The organism is Rhodococcus sp. 21391 (assembly GCF_016772255.1).
Classification (GTDB): domain Bacteria; phylum Actinomycetota; class Actinomycetes; order Mycobacteriales; family Mycobacteriaceae; genus Rhodococcus_F; species Rhodococcus_F opacus.
In genome coordinates, this window is record NZ_CP063781.1 from 212,972 (window position 1) to 229,545 (window position 16,574).

A 16,574-nucleotide genomic window follows, 5' to 3' on the forward strand; every position below is an offset into this window, starting at 1 on the left:
CGCGGGACTGTCGTCACGTCGGGGATGGTGGTGCAGAGGTGATTGCGAGAACATCGGTTCCCTCTCTTCCCTCCGTGACGCCTTTCGCTACCCCACCTGCGCGCGTAGAGGGCAACATCAGCAACAGGACCTCGGACCTTTCGGTCTGCGGCCGGGGTCGCCGCAGTCAGGAAAGTGACTTGGTTTCCTAGACTGCGGGCAGCGGTGCGGCCCAGGTCAGGCGGGTGCCGGTGGGTTCGTGGGGTGTCACGGTGCAGGTGCCGCCGGCCTGTTCGGCGCGGGTGGTGAGGTTGTGCAGGCCGCTGCGTGCCACGGTGGCGGGGATGCCGATGCCGTCGTCGGTGACGTCGAGGGTGAGGTTGTCGCCGACGGAGACGGTGACCGTGACCGTGCGGGCGTGGGCGTGATGGACGACGTTGCTGAGTGCTTCCCGCAGAACGGCTTCGGCGTGGTCCGCGAGGGGGCCGGTGACCACGGTCAGTGGCCCCGACATCCGCACGGTGGTGCGCAGTGCACTGTTCTCGGTCTGTTCGGCAACGATGCCGGTCAGGACCTGCCGCAGGTTGCGGGTGTCGTCCCCCGTGCCGGCGTGCAGATCGAAGATGGCGGTTCGCACGTCATCGATGATCTGTTGCACGTCGTCGACCATCTCGCTCAACCTGGAGCTGATGTCGGGGGCGCGGGTGCGTGCCTGGGTGCTTTGCAGTGCCAGACCGTGGGCGAAGAGCCGTTGGATGACGTGGTCGTGCAGGTCGCGGGCGATCCGGTCGCGGTCGGAGATCAGCGACAGCGCCGCCAACTGCTGTTGGTCGTCGGCCAGTTTGAGGGCCAGCGCAGCCTGGTCGGCGAACTCGCCGGCCAGCACCTGCTGCCGGTCGTCGAACGAGTCCGACCCGAGGCGGCGGATGATCGCCAACACCCCGGTCACCGCGTCGACGGACACCCGCAACGGCAGCAACAGCGCCGGACCATACCGGCCACCGTCGGTGAGCTGCGGGACCTGCCGGCGCTGGCCGTCGCGGAAGACCCGCCCGGTCTCCGAGTCGTTCACGCGAATCTGCCGGTCGCAGAACTCATCCGGTTGGTCGCCGGCGTAGGCGGTGATGGTGAGGGCGGTGATCTCGGCCGGGTCCGGGTCGGGGGTGTCGGGTTGCGCGATGAAGACGTGATCGGCAACGGCAAGGTCGCGGGCCCGGCGGGCGATCAGGTCGAGCACCTGGCTGGGGTCAGCGGCCGCGAGAAGTTCCCCGCGGATCTCGCTGGTCGCCTTCTGCCACTGTTGCCGAAGCCGCGCTTCCTCGAACAGGCGGGCGTTGTCGACGGCGACACCAGCGGCGGCGGCCAGCGCCTGTACCACCACCTCGTCGTCCTCGGTGAAGGACTGGCCACCGGCCTTCTCGGTCAGATAGAGGTTGCCGAACACCTCGCCGCGGACCCGGACCGGCACACCGAGGAACGTCTGCATCGGCGGGTGATGGTCGGGGAATCCCGAGGAGGCGGTGTGCTGGGCGAGGTTGTCGAGACGAATCGGTTTGGGCTGTTCGATCAGCAAACCGAGCAGCCCGTGCCCGGTCGGCAGATCCCCGATCAACCGGCGCGTGTGCTCGTCGATGCCCTCGTAGACGAATTCCTGAAGCCCGTCCCGGGTGCGGTTGAGCACCCCGAGCGCCCCGTACCGGCAATCGGCCAGTTCGATCGCCGCGTGCACGATCCGTTTCAAGGTCGCTTCCAGATCGAGCCCGGAGGCCACGGTCAACACGGCCTCGAGGAGACTGTCGACCTGATCGCGGGCGCCGATCATCTGATCGATCCGATCCTGGACCTCGACCAGCAACTCCCGCAGCCGCAGCTGCGACAAGGTACCGGCGAGCAACGGCTCGTCCTCGGCGGTCATCTCGGCGCCTCCTCCCGCTCGCCTGATACCGAGTGTGCGCTTCCCGCGCGCTTGCTGCAGCGGTTCACCGGTTCCGTTAGCAGCGTCCTGCGCGGACAAACCGAGGTGACGCCGCCAACGGGATCCTTTCCCGGCCCTCGGGGCTATCCGGTGGCGAGCGGGCATGGTGACGACTTTGTACTCTGTCCCGGTCCGCCTCCGAGGACCGATGCTGGTGGTGTCCACGGCAACTGCGAAAGCGAGAAGGTGGTCATGGACCAGCAAGAGGCCCAGCGAATCGGCACCGCGGGCACAGACGGACCCCTGACCACGGCCGCCTGCATGTCGCTGCTGCAATCGGTCCCCACCGGTCGGCTGGTCTACACCGAGGACGCGCTGCCCGCCGTGCGGCCGGTCACCTTCGCCGCCCCCGACGGGGAGATCGTCATCCCGACCGGCGACAACCCGTGGTTCGGCCGCTTCGACGGCACCGTGCTCGGGTTCGAGGCCGGGGTGATCGACCCGGCCACCCGGGCGGGTTGGACCGTGCTGACGGTCGGGAGGGCGCGGCTCGTGCCCGAGGCCGCCGGTCTGATCGGCTTCGACGACCCCGTCGCCGCACCGTGGGACACCACGCCTGGTGACTGCTACCTCGTCATCGACATCGGACAGATCACCGGGCACCGCACCACCCTGCTCCGCCCGCCGGGCGATGCCCGCTGACCCTGGGCGCGCCTGCACGGCCCTTCCTCGATCCTGTGCGATCGGATTCATCCCCGTACCGTGGACCGGGACAGAGCTGACACCGGAAATTGGGGGCTCGCCGCAATGATCACCGTATTTCTCGTCGACGACCACGAAGTCGTGCGCCGCGGCATCGCGGAACTGCTGAGCGGCGATCCGGAACTGACCGTGATCGGTGAAGCCGGAACCTGTGAACAGGCCCTGGCCCGTATTCCCGCCCTGCGACCCGACGTTGCCGTACTCGACATCCGATTACCCGACGGCAACGGCATCGAACTGTGCCGCGATCTGCGCTCGCTCCTGCCCGAGCTGCGGTGTCTGATGCTGACTTCCTTCGGCGACGAACAGGCCATGGTCGACGCCATCCTCGCCGGCGCCCGTGGATACGCACTCAAGGACATCCGCGGAACCGAACTGACACGCCGTCCGTGACGTCGGTTCGGGCAAGTCCCTGCTCGACACCCGGGCCGCTACCGTCCTGATGAACCAGCTGCGGGCCGCGCCCAGCGCGGAGGAAAACGCTGTCGCCGGCCTGACCCCGCAGGAACGCACCCTCCTCGAACTCCTCGGTGAAGGCTTGACCAACCGGCAGATCGCCGAACGAATGTTCCTCGCCGAAAAGACCATCAAAAACTACGTCTCACGGCTGCTGGCCAAACTCGGGGTCGAACGCCGCACCCAGGCCGCCGTCCTCGCCGCCAAACTCCCCAGCACACCTCGCTCATCACGCTGACCACGCCTACCGTTTCGCTTGCCTTCTCCATCGCAGCATTGCCTCTCGACCCGAAACGCCCACCTCTCCTGCGGCAGCGGTCGTCACCGGCTACGCACTCACGACCTGCCCTTCGGTGGTCGGCCGTTGGAGGTGCACGTCCCCAGATACGTGGTGGTGGACGATGCCCCTCGTCGAGGTACTAAAGGCGAGCGTAAGTATGTCGACTGATTATGCGGCGGCGCGGATGTAGGTGAGGTGGGGGTCGGCGAAGAAGCCGCGGACGAGGTGCGGCATGCATTGCAGCCGCCGCAGAGCCCGGGTGCGCAGGGTCTTGAACTGGTCGGGCCCGGTGATGCCGGATCGGCCGATGCGGTCGTGTTTGACGTTCTTCCATACCCATTCGTCCGGGTTGAGTTGCGGCGAGTAGGCGGGGATGCGGAACAGGGTCAGTTGGCCGCCCGTGGCGTCGGCGAAGGCGGTGACGGCCTTGGACCGGTGGACGGGATGCCCGTCGAGGATCAAGAACACCGGCCCGTCGTTGTCGCGGAGCAGGCGTTTGCAGAAGTCGATGAACTTCGCTGCGGTGAGGGTGCCATCGACGATCGAGAACCGTAGAGCGCCTTTGGCACTGATCGCGGAGATCATGTTCACCGAGAACCGGGCCCGGTCGCTACAACGACCGGGGTGCGCCCGGCCGGCGCCCAGGTGGTGCCGGCGTGGTAGTCGCTGCGCACGGATGCCTCGTCGGTGAAGTAGATCGTCGCCTTCGCCTTCTTCGCCTGTTTCTGGATCTTCGGGAACGTCGAACTCTTCTATTGCTCGACGGCCTCCGGGTCGGCCTGATATGCCCGGTAGAGGGGTTTCTGCGGGGACAATCCCATCGCTTTGAGCCACCGGCCGACGGTGACCTCGGACATGGTGACCTGAACTCGCGGCCTATCACCTCGCGAATCATGTTCCGCGTCCACAGGGCGAACTCGAACTCGAGCCGACGCGGATCGGTGCCGACGATGATCGAATACAGCCGCGCCAGCTGATCGCCGGTCAGGATGGAAGGTCGGCCGGGCACCGGTTTCGCTTCGAGCGCCTCCCAGCCCCCGGCGCGGAACTTCGCGACCCACCCGTAGACGGTCTTGCGGTGCAGCCCCAACGTCTCGGCGACCTGTTCGGGGTGCGCCCCGGCCTGAACCTGCTCCACCGCAATCCTTCTCAACACAGCAAGGGTTGCATGGTCGAGTTTGCGGCCATCGTTTTCTCGCTGATTCAATCAGACACAAGGCCAATAGTCGACATACTTACGCACTAGTCAAGGACGTCGCCACACGGCTGTCATCTCACCACGCACCGTGCGAACCACCTCACCCACGTCTACGCCTAACTTGGGGTCGCATACCCGTACAACTCGTCCAAGAAGCAGCACCCCACATCTGAGCCGGTGGGGGCCCAGTTTGGTCGGTGCATCAAGCAGAGGCCGCCCGAGTTGTAGAAATGCAGCATCGCGGAAGGCGAGCGCTGTGCGATCGCTGTGAGACAGAGAGTTGTCGTAAAGGGTTTGCACGTTTTACGATCAGTTCCGTGTTTCACCAATTCGTGAAATGACGGAGGTCATGGATGTCGAGTGGTGTTTCCGGCGTCGATGTCGGTCAGCGTCAGCTCAACGGCCCGCAGACCACCGGCCGGGAGTACCGCAACCTCAGTGAGCCGCGGTTCGGGGCCGTCGCCGATTGCAATGTCGCCGTGCCGATGCGCGACGGCGTCGACCTGCTCGCGGACGTCCACCGGCCTGCCGCTAACGGCCGCTTCCCCGCTCTGATCGCCGCGTCACCCTACCCTCGGCAGATCCAGGACCTCGGCGCTCCCGCGGGATTCATCGAGGCAGGTGCGACGGACTTCTGGGTGCCCCGCGGCTACGTGCACGTGATCGCCAACGTGCGCGGCACCGGTGGTTCCGGCGGCACATTCGGGTTCTTCGATGCCCGAGAGCGCCGAGACATGTATGACTTGGTCGAATGGGTGGCAGCGCAGCCGTGGTGCGACGGCAATGTCGGCATGATCGGCATCAGCTATTTCGCGATGACCCAGTTGGAGGCAGCCGTCGAGCGCCCGCCACATCTCAAGGCGATCTTCCCGGTCGCGGTCACCGCCGACCTGTACGAGGCCGCGGTTCATCACGGCTTGTTCAACGCATCGTTCGTCACACCGTTCCTGTCGATGCTCGGACTGACCGCGGACCGCACCGACCACCTGTGGCGTGGCCCGCTGCTGGGAATGGCCCGACACATCCTGACCTCGCCACGGGTACACCACAAGTTCGCCACGATGAACGGTGAAGCCGCCGTCACGATGATGCATGCGCTGCTGAAGCTGCCCCATGACCCACACCCGTGGGACGAGCTGTGGCTCGATGCTGCCGTACGGCACCCCACCCGCGACACCTGGTGGGAAGAACGCAACCTGCTGCCACTACTCGGAAACATTGATATCCCGGTCTACCTGGGCTGCGATTGGCAGAACGTCCCGCTGCACCTGCCGTCGACGTTCACCGCCTGGCGCGCGCTGTCGGGTAGTCCAACCGTGCGGATGGGCATGCTCGGCGAATATGGGCTGACCTGGCCGTGGGAAAGCCTCCATATCGAGGCGCTGGCCTGGTACGACCACTGGCTCAAAGGCGCAGACACCGGCATCCTCGATGGCCCGGCCATCCGCTACATCGTGCCCGGTGCCGACGAATGGCACACCGCGGAGTCGTGGCCACCGGCCGACGGCCACCGTGAGCTGGCGTTGCGCGCCGATGGCGGGCTCGACAGCGAGGAAGGAGATTCGGGCAGCCGGGAGTTCATGGCGCTGGGCGCCGGCCTGAGCCGCGCGAAACCGAGCCCGATCGACCCGCCGTCATCGCTGACGTGGACCAGCAGACCGCTGGACGGACCGCTCGTGGTAGTCGGTGGCATCGAACTCCGGTTGGTCGCCGCCGCCACCGCCGCGGACACCGCCTGGATCGTCACCCTGCAAGACGTAGCGCCCGACGGCAGCGCCGAGGACGTCACGGCCGGGTGGGTGCGTGCGAGCCTACGCGAGGTCGACGAGGCTGCGAGTCGCCCGGGTGCACCGGTGCTACCGTGTCGCAACCTGGCCACGATACCCATAGGTCAGGACATAACCTACCGAATCCCCTTGGTGCCCAACGCTCGCCGATTCAATACAGGCCACCGCATCCAGCTGGTGCTGACCAGCGACGACCAAGATCCGTCGACGCCGGCCATCATGAACTTCCGCCATGCCAGCGTCGGCACCAGCAGCGTCAACACCGTGCGCGCGTCATCGCGGCTGCTGCTGCCAGTCCTCCGGTGAGCACCGGCGACAGGTGCCCTGCCGAACCGAACCCGCGCGATGACCCACGACGCAGTCGAGGCGGATGTCCTCGTCTCGGGCACCGGACCGGCCAGGACTGACCGCGGCAGGAGACCTCGCGCGTCGACCGGTCGGTCATCGTGTCGGAACGATGGTCCACGATCGATCCGTCGAGCCGTGCCTTCGCTATCCTGAGTCCTCGTCGCCGAGTGTTGATCCTCAATAGCACTGCGGGGCAGTGTATTACGTCTCGTATGTCAGTGCTCTCGGCACGGAGGTGAACGCGGTTGGCCATCGTCTGGAGATCCTGTGCTGTAACCTCGGCGGGGCGGGAACTGTCTCCTCGGATGACTCAGCGTTCGGACGCCACCGGATGAGTGGGGACCCGTTCCCGGCGGGTACCCCCCGGTGCGGGGACGGCCCGCTGGTCACCGGCACCGATTCCGGCATCGACGAAATCCCGGCGTCGGTGCGGGACTGGCTCGCGCAGCGCGACTGGGTAGTGGATTCGGACCTGTTGTGCCCCAACCATTCCTGAACCTCATCGGGTTTCGCCGTCGTCGAGGTCGTCGAGCAGGTGCTGGAGCCGCCGGCACGTTGCTTCGTGCCGTTCGACTTCCCGGTCCCAGCCGCGGGATCGGGCGTCTCCGATCAGGACCTGCTCGTCGCCAGGCGCGCCCGGATCCGCGGCGCGTACTCGCTGGGCACATTACGGGCAGCTAACCCGGACCACGGACCGCTGACACGACCATAAGTCGGAATCTCACGGTGAGTGGCGGGCAGATGGCGGATCCGCCATTGTCGTGAGACAGGCCCACGCCAATGTCGGGTCAACGGATCACCAGGGTTGATGATCGATGGTGAAGGGCTGCGGTAGTGCGGTCCGCTTCGGTATCGAGGTTCCCTGATGGCCGTTGATCTTGATCCGCCTCCGACCTCCGTAGTGGCGAGCGTCCGCCGTAAGGCCGCTGGTGTTGAAGCAGAAGCTGATTGGGGCGATGTCTCGCCGGAGGAGCTGGTCGACGTCGCCGCACCGTGGCGAACGTTCAGCTGGTACCACGGTCAGAAGCACTATTCCGGCGCCTACTGGGCCAGCGCGGAGCGAGCGCTAGTGGTCTACGAGTCGCGGCTGGAGTTGGCTCGCACTGCGAGAGAAGTGACAAGTCCGCAGGTCGCAGCGTCTCAAAATGCCACCGACCGCGGGGACCCTACAGGAGCTCCCGTCTGAGGTCAGACCTCCGGCGGGTTCCCGAAGGTGCCGCGCCGATCGCCCGCGCGGTACATCTGATCCTGCAGCTCCGCAGGATAGGCTAGCCGCTCTGCTTCTAGTTGGGGGTTCGATATTGCTCCGATGACAGGTTGGTACGTGGGGTGCTCGCGGTATGCGCCTGGACCATCCGCCGCATCGCCCAGCAGGACCGGCCGAATACGGCGGGGAGGTCTGGCCCACCGAATCGCTTCCCGAATTCATCGCCGCCCCTGCACCGGCGAAGGTTGCGCTGTGGGACCGTCCTCGCCGACTCTGAGTAGATGAGGGAGGACGCCGCGGGGGGTAGGGAAGCCGGCACGGACCCGGTCGACGCCGCACGGCGAGCGCTCGCTTCCGTGGGTACGTTCCTGATGCCGGCGGCAGACCTGTGGCGATCCATCGGTGCCGACGCCGATACCTGGGTTCGGTTCTCCGCGCATTGGGAGGAGCTTGCGCCCGACCCGTACGCGGCAGAACAGGGCGTGCACCGGCTGCGGCGCTACGGCCGGTTCCAGTACCGGGCGGCCGACGGCGCGCTGGAGCCGACGGCGCACGGTGAATTCGTACAGCCTGACGACTCCAACCTTCTCTACCTCGGACGAGACCGCCATTTCGAACCGCTGACAGCCGCGTTCCTCGAAGATCCGCTGTTCGAGCGCACGGTGAAGCTGGTGGGCCGGATCGCGCCGGTCCTCGACGACGCTCCCGAATGGACGGTCTGGGTGCATCCGTTCCGCGTGGTCGCATCGGCTGACAACGAGGGCCGGCCCACGCCCGAGGGCGTGCACCGCGACGGTGTCACGCTGGTCGGTTCCCTGTTGATCGGCGTCGACAATGCCGTCGGGGGCGAAAGCTCGGTGTTCGGCCCGGACGGCGAACGACTCGTGACGGCGACCCCGCGCGAACCCGGCACCTTCCTCCTGGGCGACGACCGTCGCACCTGGCACGGTGTCTCGCCGATCCGACCCGTCGACCGCGGTGAGCCGGCCCGAAGGGACGTGCTGGTAGTCACCTTCACACCGTCGGCTTCTTGCGGCGGGCCATGAGCACGAAGGCCGCCCCCGCCACAGCGACGGGCAGGACGCTGACGGTCAGCATGGTGAGTCGCACCGCGTCGGCGAAGTCCGCTCCGAGGTCGAGACCGCCCACCTGCCGAAGCAGATTCGGGTCGTACCCGGCGCCACCGAGGCTCTGCGCCACCGAACTGCGCGCGGCATCCACGGCTTGCTCGCCCTGGGTCGCCGTCAGTCCGCGTGCCTCGGTGTCGGCCAGCCATTCGCGCCGGAAGAACACGTTGAGAAGCAGCAGGTACACGGTGGGTCCGAACGCATAGCCGGTCATCCCGAAGGCCAACTGCACGGAAGCCACCGTTCCGGACTGCCCGCTGGGCGCCTGGGAGAGCACCGTCTCGGACACCGATGTGGAGGTCACCATCGAGCCCAGGTTGTACAGCCACACGGCCGAGACGAGCAGCCACAGCGCCATCGTCGGGTCGACCGTGCCCGCCATCAGCAGTCCGGCGGCTGCCATGAACAGGAGGCCGACGACCATCACCGGTCTCGGCGAGAACTTCCCCACCAGACTCCCGGACAAGACCACGAAGCCGGCGATCAGCAGCGTGCCGGGGAGGAACAACAGGCCGATGGTCTCCGGCGACAGCGCGAGCACCACACTGCCGAACTGCCCCAGGACGATGCCGAGCCCGGCCATGAGGAAATTCAGCGTGAAGGTCGCGGCCAGAGCCACGCTGAAGGGTCGGCTTCCGAACAGAGCCAGGTCCAGTGCCGGTTCGGAGGTGCGGCGTTCGTGGCGAACGAAAAGCACGGCGGCGACCACGCTGACAGCCAGCGGCAGCCATGTCTCGGGCCGGACCATGCCGTTCTGCGCGGCTGCCAGTCCGATGACGAGTGCCAGGAGCGCCGTACCGACCAGGGCGACGCCGGCCACGTCCAGCCGAGCGCGATGCTGAACGGGCGTCTCCGGGACGTACCTCGCCGTCAGCAGAAGCGAGATCACGGCGAGCAGCGGTGCGACCAGGAACACGACTCGCCAGCCGACGGCCGCCACCGCCCAGCCCGTGAGCGCCGGGAGTACCCCACAGAGAACCATCTCGACCGCCACGAAAACGCCGATGGCCGTCGGCCGCTGCTTGTCCGTCACGGAAGCCTTGAGCAGGGCCAGCGGCACGCCGAGCAGCGCCGTCATTCCCAATCCGTCCAAGACTCGCATCGCAAACAGAAAGGTGTAGTTGGGCGAAAGCATGGAGAGCAGGTTGGCGACCGTGACGACGACCAGTCCCGACATCAGCAAGCGTCGAAGCCCGAACGCGTCGCCGAGGTTGCCCGCGGCGAGGACGGCGGCGGCCATCACCAGCGTCGCCATGCCGCCCAGCAATCCGCCGAACTGCGGTGGCACATCGAGGGCCCGGCTCACCTGCGGCAGATTCAGGCTCAGCACCAGCGGGTCGACGACCGTGATCGTGAAGGCGAAGGACAGGGCCAGGATGATCGGCAGGGTCCTCAGGTCGGCCTGCAACCGAGACGTAGGCACCGCCCACCTCCCCTGCTCCCACATCCGACGTGATCGACTCTAGCCTCCGGCTTCCGCATCCCGTCCGAGGTTCGGAGGACCGAACCGACTGCCCGACCCAGTGGCTCGTGGTGGATGCGAGAGACCGCCGTCGTCGAGGATCTAACCGAGACCCGGCCACCGACGCGTTGCGCGCGGTCGTGTGGGCTACGCCCGGGACGGCGTGTCCGAGAGGGTGCACGAGCCAATGTAAGTCGACATCAGGTCGATGTCCGAGGCGACGAACCACGCCCGATCCTGGGGCCACCACAGATCCGGCCCGCACGACCCCAACGTGCGCACGGCATCGCGCACGGTGCCGCGCGCGAGGTAGTTTTCCCGGAACGGAATTATGGACGGCGCGGCCCGGGATGGGGCAGGTTCATGCCATGACCGGCGCGGCCTTCCCAGAAGCCGAACCAGCAGTCGTCCGGAGTAGTGGTGTGTTGCACGAGGACATCGGCCAGCGCTGCCCCACCCCTTCCTCGCGCACCGCGGCCACGATGTTCGTCAGGGCCTCCCACTGGTGGAACCGGGGGAAGAGCATGCTCGTTCGCCGCACCGACGTCCCGGTCGTGAGGTCCCACTCCTCCTTGGTCTCCACGATCATCAGCCGGCCGATGATGCCCAGCCAGGCATTCTTCTCCCAGACCCGCTCCCACAGATACGCCGTCGCTGACCGCGCGCTCTCCTGACAACCGCGACGAGCAACAGGTCGCCACCCACTGCCCAGACCGGTGACCTGATCACGGTCCTGATCTGCGGTATTCCGCGGATTGGCAGGTGCGTGGCGGCCTGTTTCTCTTTGCGATCTGCGGGTGAACCCGCCATCACTCGGCCTGCACCCAATAGGGCCCACTCATTGGGTAGCTGTACCGATCCGCCTCCGGCGGTCGAAACGCAGCGCAGGAGGTGCGCTTTGTCGAGCAGACGGGCGTACTTGCGGGCGAGGAGGAACTCGAAGTCGAGGCCGACTCCCTGGACCATGGACAGATACACCAGGTAGCCGCTGGCGCGATGCGAGTCGGTGCGCCCGTTCGAGCGCATGCCCTCGCCGACGAAACCGAGCCGCACCAGTAGCGGTTCGGCGAACCATGTTTCCAGGTCCGGCCAGCGCTCGACAAACCGGCGATAGGCACCCATCCGCTCCCACCGGGCCGGAAGTTGGGGCACGTGGGCGTCCACCCACGCCTGGTATTCGCCTTCGTCGACGTGCCGCCGCGGGCGCGGACCCGATGCTGGCAAGGCCGTCGCCGGCCCGGTCACCGGCGATCCCGCAACGCGGCCGAGTACTCTTCCCGCACCTGCTGATCGGAGACCCGGGTGTAGATCCGGGTCGATTCCGGTGAGGCGTGCCCGAGACGACGCTGCAACGCCAACTCCCGCATCCCCGCCTCCCACATCGCTGTTGCGTGGGTATGCCGCAGGGCGTGTGGGGTTTTGTCGGCCGTACGTACTCCGAGCGTGTCGAGCCGCCGGGCGAACATCCGCACGAGCGCGTCGTACGAGAGCGGCTCGCAGCGGCGAGCGCCCCGGCCGCCCACCAAGAACACGAACAAATTCGGTGCGTCGACCGGACGTTCATGGAGCACATACCGATTCACCGCATCCAGCGTGCGGGGGTCGAGCAGGTCGACGACCCGTTCGTGCCGGGACTTCGCACGCACGCCCCGCGGATGGTCGTCGCGTTTGCGGATCGTGACCCGCCGTCGGCGATAAGCGATGTCGCCGAGCTGCAGCCCGAGAACCTCTCCTGGACGCAGGGCACCGTCGAGCATCAACAGCATCATCGCCAGATCCCGCAAACAGCGCATACTCTCCAACAACGCCGTCACCTCGCACTCACGCAGCGGCCGGGGCAAGCGGCGCGGCAGCCGGACCCGCACCTCCCCGCTGACTGGCTGCTGCCGACTCGCGTTCCCGGTGAACGGGCGGTGGCGCTCGGCGACCATCGCCAACGCGACATCGCGGCGGCGGCGCAGCCATCCCAGCAGTTCCAGGGCCAGCGCTGGCCGGAATTCGCGCCAGTCAATCCGCGTTCTGCGAAGAACTCGAACACCAGGCGCAGGTCGTAGCCGTACGCCAGCGCGGTGTTCGGGCCGCGGCCGGAATCGAGCACGTATCGCAGGAACCGGGTCACCGGCGGCACCGGCTCGCCATCGGCTCCGACCAGGACCACCGAGGACACGATTCCGCCCGTCTTCACGGTCTGCACGTGCATGACCCCAGCCCACCACTGGCTGCCCTGACCGGCGTGCCGACTCGCCGTGAGATGTCCACATAAGAAAGAACATCGTCGACATCGGAGCGGCGCAGGACGTGACCGCCGACGGACGGCTGGCCGCTCTCGCCCTGGTCTTCGGTGGGCGGCTGACGACGGACCTCGGTCCCGTCGGGCCGGGCGACTGCCTCCTCGTCGAGCGGGGGTCGGTGCGCGTCTCAGGACCGGCGTCGGTCGTGGTGGCGGAGATCCTCGACCTCACGTGAGTGGCAATGCGTGCCAGGGCACACTTTGCCACTCACGTGCAGGGACTACCTCGCGGTCGACAGGATCCGGCGTAGGCGCTCGATCGCGCGCTCGGTCGCGGGACGGTCCTTCGCGACGAGCTGGTGCATGATGAATCCCTCGATCGCCGAGTACACCAGCAGGGTCAGGTCTTCGTCGGCGGTGATGCCCAGCCGGGTCAGTGCCTGCGACGTCGCCTCGATGTACGTGGCGTACAGCAGTTTCACGTGCGGGTCGAGGCGTGGCGTGCGCCGGGACTCGAGCATCAACTCGTACTGGAAGACCTGGAGGTCGGGATCGCGGGCGACGAGATCGGTGAGGTGTTCGACGAAGTGGTCGAGCGACGATCCGGCGGCGATGTCGGCGAAGACGCTCGCGCTCTTGTCCAGTGCGTAACGGAGTGCGGCGTCGACGAGGGCGTCCGTCGATCCGACACTGTGCAGGACGGCCTCGTCCGAAACGCCGGCCTCACGGGCGACGGCCTGGGTCGTCAGACCGCGCAGGCCGTCGCGGGCGATCACGGAGACCGTCGCGAGAACGAGGTCGAGAGCCTGAGCGGTCTGGGGTGCCGGCCTTCGCGGCCGCCCGTCGGCCAGCGTCACGGTGCGACGTTCCCATGGGTCAACAGCCATCTCATGCCGGGTTCCCGGGTGCGGCTGATGCCCTTGTATTCGGCCATGTCCACCGGGAGGTCCTCGAGCACCCGGTACAGCCGATCGCCCCACTCCGGAACGGATGCGACGTCCCGGAACGAAAGCAGATACGTCCGGATCAGGAACATGACGGTGCCGGAGTGCGCGAGCCGGATCAGATGCTGCACTTCGGTTCTCAGGAACAGGCGGTCCCCGACCTCGTCCAGCGGACCGTCGGCGAGGGTGCGCCGGTCCTTCCCCCACCGGGGATAGGTCTCGGTCGAGGTGTCGAGTTTGCCGTCCACGGTCAACGACCAGTTGGTGCGCCGATAGCTCTGGCCGGGCTCGAGCCGCATCAGGAAGTTGTGTGCGCGGGTGATGATCTTCTCGCTGTGAATTCGCGGGACGGGGCCGTGAATTTCGAGAAAGCTCATGCCCACGTCGAATCCGAAGGACCAGTCCGCCGCGAACGTCACCAGTCCGGCGTCGCCCCACAATTCGCCCTCACGCTGGTCGAGCAGCACGACGTCTTCCTGGATCTGGCCGCAGATGTACACCAGCGGCGGCGCCGGCAACGTGTCGAGATCGCCGAACACGAAGCTGTGCTCGATCCCGAGGAGGTCGTTCTTCCAGAACCAGCTGCCCTCGCGCCGTTCGAGGGTCATGGTGCCGGGGTATTCGTCGGCGAGCATGCGCATCAGCGTGAGCATCGCGTCCCACGCGGCGGGGACCATGTGGGGCAGGCACTGGTGCCGCGACGGATCCTCGGCCAGGATGCGCTCGCGTTCGGCGAGTTCGCGGTGGTAGTCGGCGTCGATGGCGATGCGGGTCTCACCCCAGCTGCCGGTCGCGGTGTCGGTCGAGTGTCCGGCCGGTTCGACGTTGGTGCTGTAGCGGTACTGGTCGCGGGGAAAGGGGAACGGAAAGCGCGCGATGTGGTCGGCGCGCGAGTCGGTGGTTGTCACAGATCCAGCTCCAATCGGTCTCCTGCGGAACGTGATACGCACGGCATGATCGAATCTCCGGAGGCCTTCTCCTCCTCGGTGAGGAAGAGGTCGCGGTGTTCGATCTCACCGCCGCGAACCGACAGCCGGCATTCGCCGCACACACCCTGCCGGCAGAGGTTCGGAACTTTGATTCCCTTGTCCAGCAACGCTTCGAGGAGACTGATTCCCGAGGGCACGGGCACGATCATTCCGGTGCGCCCGAGCGTGGCGGCAAAGGGCGCCCCCTCGGGCAGCGGGCCCGCCCCGAATGCCTCCGAGTGCACGCGCCCCGGCGGCCAGCCGCAGTCGCGGGCCCACTCGGCCACCGCCGCGATCATCGGCGCGGGACCGCACGTGTAGACGTGGGTACCGAGTGGCTGGTCCGCCAGCTTCGGGATAAGGCGGTCCGCGAGTTCTCCGGGCGTGGAGACCGTGATCATCCGGTCACCGCACAGCGCCGCCAACTCGTCGGCGTGCGCTCCCGACTGGTCGCGGAAAGAGTAGATCACTTCGAACGAACGACCCCACTCGAGCGCGGCCCGGACGTGCGACAGGATCGGTGTGACGCCGATTCCACCCGCGACCAGCAGGTGGTGCCGAGCATTGAGCACGGGCGCGAACGCACTCCGCGGAAGGCTCACACGGATGCGCTGATCCGGCTGGAGGTCGTGGACCCAGCGCGAACCCCCGTGGCCGTTCTCGTCGAGCCGGACCGAGATCGCGTAGTGGTCCGGCTCGATCGAGGGGCCGGTGAGCGAGTAGGAATTATGCCGACCCTCGGCCCAGGTGACGGCGATGTGGCTGCCCGGGGTGAACGACGGCAGGGTGCGGCCTGCCGGGTCCGCGAGGACGACGTGACGGATGCCCGGGCACAGCAGCCGTGCCTCGCGCACTGTCAGAGTGAGCCCTCCGGTGATGCTCTCGCCCGCAACTGTTTCGAGGGCCGTGGTCATGGCAGTTCCTCCGAGTCGGCTCGATATCCCAGGTAGGCGCTGTGGCGTCGGGAGTAGTGGAAGTAGACGGTGAGTTCGGCGGAACAACCGGCGCACGGTGTCCGGCCGCCGATGGCGACCGGCACCGAGGGCGACGTGGTGTGGCAGTGCGCGCAGAACACGTCGCGCACCGGGGCGTCGGGGTCGATGATCGCGGCGATCTCGGCGGGCAACGCGCCCGCGGAGATCAGCCGGGCACGCGCCGCCCCCACCATGCGCTCGGGGCCCGCCACGACGAACCGCCACCCGATGCGCGCCTCGGACAGCAGTTCGCCGAGCCCGCCGAACCCGGATCCGGCCCCGTCGTCCACGATCACCGTGCGAGTGGGAACGGGCGCCACGCGCTCGGACAGCTCGCGGATGACCTGCGCGCTGACCGAGCGCTCCGAGACCAGTACGTAGCGGGTGACGAGAGCGCCCGCTGCGAGGTCGTCGACGGCCGAGTAGTCGGATCGCCACCGTGGGACGCTGGTCGACCTCATCGATACCGCCATCGCGGATCAGGGAGCGAAGGAACGGTGGCCGACGAAGTAGGCCAGTGCGCGGTCGGGGGTGGTGAAGCGGATACGCGAGCCCCTGGGGAAGAAGATCGCATCCTTCGCCTTCGCCACCTCGACCTGGCCGGTGTCGAGGTTCTCGAGGGTGAACTCCCCTTCGAGGACGACCTTCATCTCGTCGTAGGCGTAGTAGTAGTCGAGCGGGGCGTCGGTGCGCTGGAGTTCGAAGTAGCCGGCCGACATCTCCGAGCCGTCCGGGTTGGCGAAGACGTCGTCGATGTATCCCTTGGTGCCCGGGTACTCCGAGACCGGCATCTGAGGCAGGTTCTCGTGGAATCCAGCGGTGACGCGGAACGGGACGGCGGTGGGCTTGTCGGTCGTGGTCATGGGTTCTCCCTGAAGGTGTGGTGAGTTGGGTCCGCGACCTCCTCTGTATGAAACGAGGAGTAGCAACAGGAAAC

General features: G+C 67.1%; 18 protein-coding genes and 2 pseudogenes. 6 read left to right on the forward strand and 14 right to left on the reverse strand.

What is annotated here, in order from left to right; genetic code table 11:
• Positions 1 to 187: 187 nt before the first annotated feature.
• Complete coding sequence (locus GO592_RS01005; RefSeq protein WP_007301634.1) at positions 188 to 1,894, reverse strand: sensor histidine kinase; 1,707 nt, start codon at positions 1,892 to 1,894, stop codon at positions 188 to 190.
• Positions 1,895 to 2,146: 252 nt separating this feature from the next.
• Here GO592_RS01005 and GO592_RS01010 point away from each other — a divergent pair, with 252 nt between their 5' ends.
• Positions 2,147 to 2,596, forward strand: coding sequence for a pyridoxamine 5'-phosphate oxidase family protein (locus GO592_RS01010; RefSeq protein WP_007301633.1), 450 nt, complete (start codon positions 2,147 to 2,149; stop codon positions 2,594 to 2,596).
• 105 nt (positions 2,597 to 2,701) lie between these two features.
• Positions 2,702 to 3,350: pseudogene (locus tag GO592_RS01015) on the forward strand (response regulator).
• 210 nt (positions 3,351 to 3,560) lie between these two features.
• Here the strand turns inward: GO592_RS01015 and GO592_RS01020 are convergent.
• The 3 genes and pseudogenes from GO592_RS01020 to GO592_RS46460 all read right to left on the reverse strand — a co-directional run.
• Positions 3,561 to 4,178 carry a transposase gene (locus GO592_RS01020; RefSeq protein WP_283236604.1) on the reverse strand — a complete coding sequence of 206 codons (618 nt, stop codon included), beginning with the start codon at positions 4,176 to 4,178 and terminating at the stop codon, positions 3,561 to 3,563.
• Positions 4,145 to 4,249 carry a helix-turn-helix domain-containing protein gene (locus GO592_RS01025; RefSeq protein ID WP_202715093.1) on the reverse strand — a complete coding sequence of 35 codons (105 nt, stop codon included), beginning with the start codon at positions 4,247 to 4,249 and terminating at the stop codon, positions 4,145 to 4,147. The genes GO592_RS01020 and GO592_RS01025 overlap by 34 nt, the downstream gene beginning before the upstream one ends.
• A gap of 20 nt (positions 4,250 to 4,269) precedes the next feature.
• Positions 4,270 to 4,548 (reverse strand): annotated as a pseudogene (locus GO592_RS46460) (helix-turn-helix domain-containing protein); the annotation flags it as partial.
• Between the two features lie 395 nt (positions 4,549 to 4,943).
• On the opposite strand from GO592_RS46460, the gene GO592_RS01035 reads away from it, so the two are divergent.
• From GO592_RS01035 to GO592_RS01045, 3 genes are all read left to right on the forward strand, one after another.
• Positions 4,944 to 6,683 carry a CocE/NonD family hydrolase gene (locus tag GO592_RS01035; RefSeq protein ID WP_007301632.1) on the forward strand — a complete coding sequence of 580 codons (1,740 nt, stop codon included), beginning with the start codon at positions 4,944 to 4,946 and terminating at the stop codon, positions 6,681 to 6,683.
• Between the two features lie 373 nt (positions 6,684 to 7,056).
• A complete protein-coding gene (locus tag GO592_RS01040) occupies positions 7,057 to 7,221 on the forward strand; it encodes a hypothetical protein (protein ID WP_007301631.1) in 165 nt (54 codons plus the stop codon).
• Between the two features lie 992 nt (positions 7,222 to 8,213).
• Positions 8,214 to 8,978 (forward strand): 2OG-Fe dioxygenase family protein, encoded by a 765-nt coding sequence (locus tag GO592_RS01045; RefSeq protein ID WP_007301630.1) that lies wholly within the window; start codon positions 8,214 to 8,216, stop codon positions 8,976 to 8,978.
• Here the strand turns inward: GO592_RS01045 and GO592_RS01050 are convergent.
• The 5 genes from GO592_RS01050 to GO592_RS44030 form a co-directional block, all read right to left on the reverse strand.
• Positions 8,947 to 10,467, reverse strand: coding sequence for an MFS transporter (locus GO592_RS01050; RefSeq protein WP_007301629.1), 1,521 nt, complete (start codon positions 10,465 to 10,467; stop codon positions 8,947 to 8,949). The genes GO592_RS01045 and GO592_RS01050 overlap by 32 nt on opposite strands.
• Positions 10,468 to 10,882: 415 nt before the next feature.
• The gene (locus GO592_RS44015; protein ID WP_007301628.1) at positions 10,883 to 11,110 is read right to left on the reverse strand and encodes a hypothetical protein; all 228 of its coding nucleotides are present in this window, start codon (positions 11,108 to 11,110) and stop codon (positions 10,883 to 10,885) included.
• Positions 11,110 to 11,766: a hypothetical protein gene (locus GO592_RS44020; RefSeq protein WP_237720669.1), complete on the reverse strand. Its 657-nt coding sequence runs from the start codon at positions 11,764 to 11,766 to the stop codon at positions 11,110 to 11,112. The genes GO592_RS44015 and GO592_RS44020 overlap by 1 nt, the downstream gene beginning before the upstream one ends.
• Positions 11,763 to 12,326, reverse strand: a complete 564-nt coding sequence (locus tag GO592_RS44025; protein ID WP_237720668.1) for a tyrosine-type recombinase/integrase — start codon at positions 12,324 to 12,326, stop codon at positions 11,763 to 11,765. The genes GO592_RS44020 and GO592_RS44025 overlap by 4 nt, the downstream gene beginning before the upstream one ends.
• 5 nt (positions 12,327 to 12,331) lie before the next feature.
• The gene (locus tag GO592_RS44030) at positions 12,332 to 12,721 is read right to left on the reverse strand and encodes a hypothetical protein (protein WP_237720667.1); all 390 of its coding nucleotides are present in this window, start codon (positions 12,719 to 12,721) and stop codon (positions 12,332 to 12,334) included.
• 98 nt (positions 12,722 to 12,819) lie between these two features.
• Here GO592_RS44030 and GO592_RS01070 point away from each other — a divergent pair, with 98 nt between their 5' ends.
• Positions 12,820 to 12,987 carry a hypothetical protein gene (locus tag GO592_RS01070; RefSeq protein ID WP_007301627.1) on the forward strand — a complete coding sequence of 56 codons (168 nt, stop codon included), beginning with the start codon at positions 12,820 to 12,822 and terminating at the stop codon, positions 12,985 to 12,987.
• 45 nt (positions 12,988 to 13,032) lie between these two features.
• On the opposite strand, the gene GO592_RS01075 is transcribed toward GO592_RS01070, so the two are convergent.
• From GO592_RS01075 to GO592_RS01095, 5 genes are read right to left on the reverse strand one after another with little or no spacing between them, the layout of a single operon-like run.
• Entirely contained in the window at positions 13,033 to 13,608 is a 576-nt protein-coding gene (locus tag GO592_RS01075; RefSeq protein WP_007301626.1) for a TetR/AcrR family transcriptional regulator, read from the reverse strand.
• Positions 13,605 to 14,603 carry a heme-dependent oxidative N-demethylase family protein gene (locus tag GO592_RS01080; RefSeq protein ID WP_005569852.1) on the reverse strand — a complete coding sequence of 333 codons (999 nt, stop codon included), beginning with the start codon at positions 14,601 to 14,603 and terminating at the stop codon, positions 13,605 to 13,607. Before GO592_RS01080 ends, GO592_RS01075 begins: the two co-directional genes overlap by 4 nt.
• Positions 14,600 to 15,577, reverse strand: coding sequence for a PDR/VanB family oxidoreductase (locus tag GO592_RS01085; protein ID WP_007301625.1), 978 nt, complete (start codon positions 15,575 to 15,577; stop codon positions 14,600 to 14,602). Before GO592_RS01085 ends, GO592_RS01080 begins: the two co-directional genes overlap by 4 nt.
• Entirely contained in the window at positions 15,574 to 16,110 is a 537-nt protein-coding gene (locus GO592_RS01090) for a dimethylamine monooxygenase subunit DmmA family protein (protein ID WP_007301624.1), read from the reverse strand. Before GO592_RS01090 ends, GO592_RS01085 begins: the two co-directional genes overlap by 4 nt.
• Before the next feature lie 6 nt (positions 16,111 to 16,116).
• The gene (locus GO592_RS01095) at positions 16,117 to 16,500 is read right to left on the reverse strand and encodes a cupin domain-containing protein (RefSeq protein ID WP_005250830.1); all 384 of its coding nucleotides are present in this window, start codon (positions 16,498 to 16,500) and stop codon (positions 16,117 to 16,119) included.
• Positions 16,501 to 16,574: the final 74 nt, after the last annotated feature.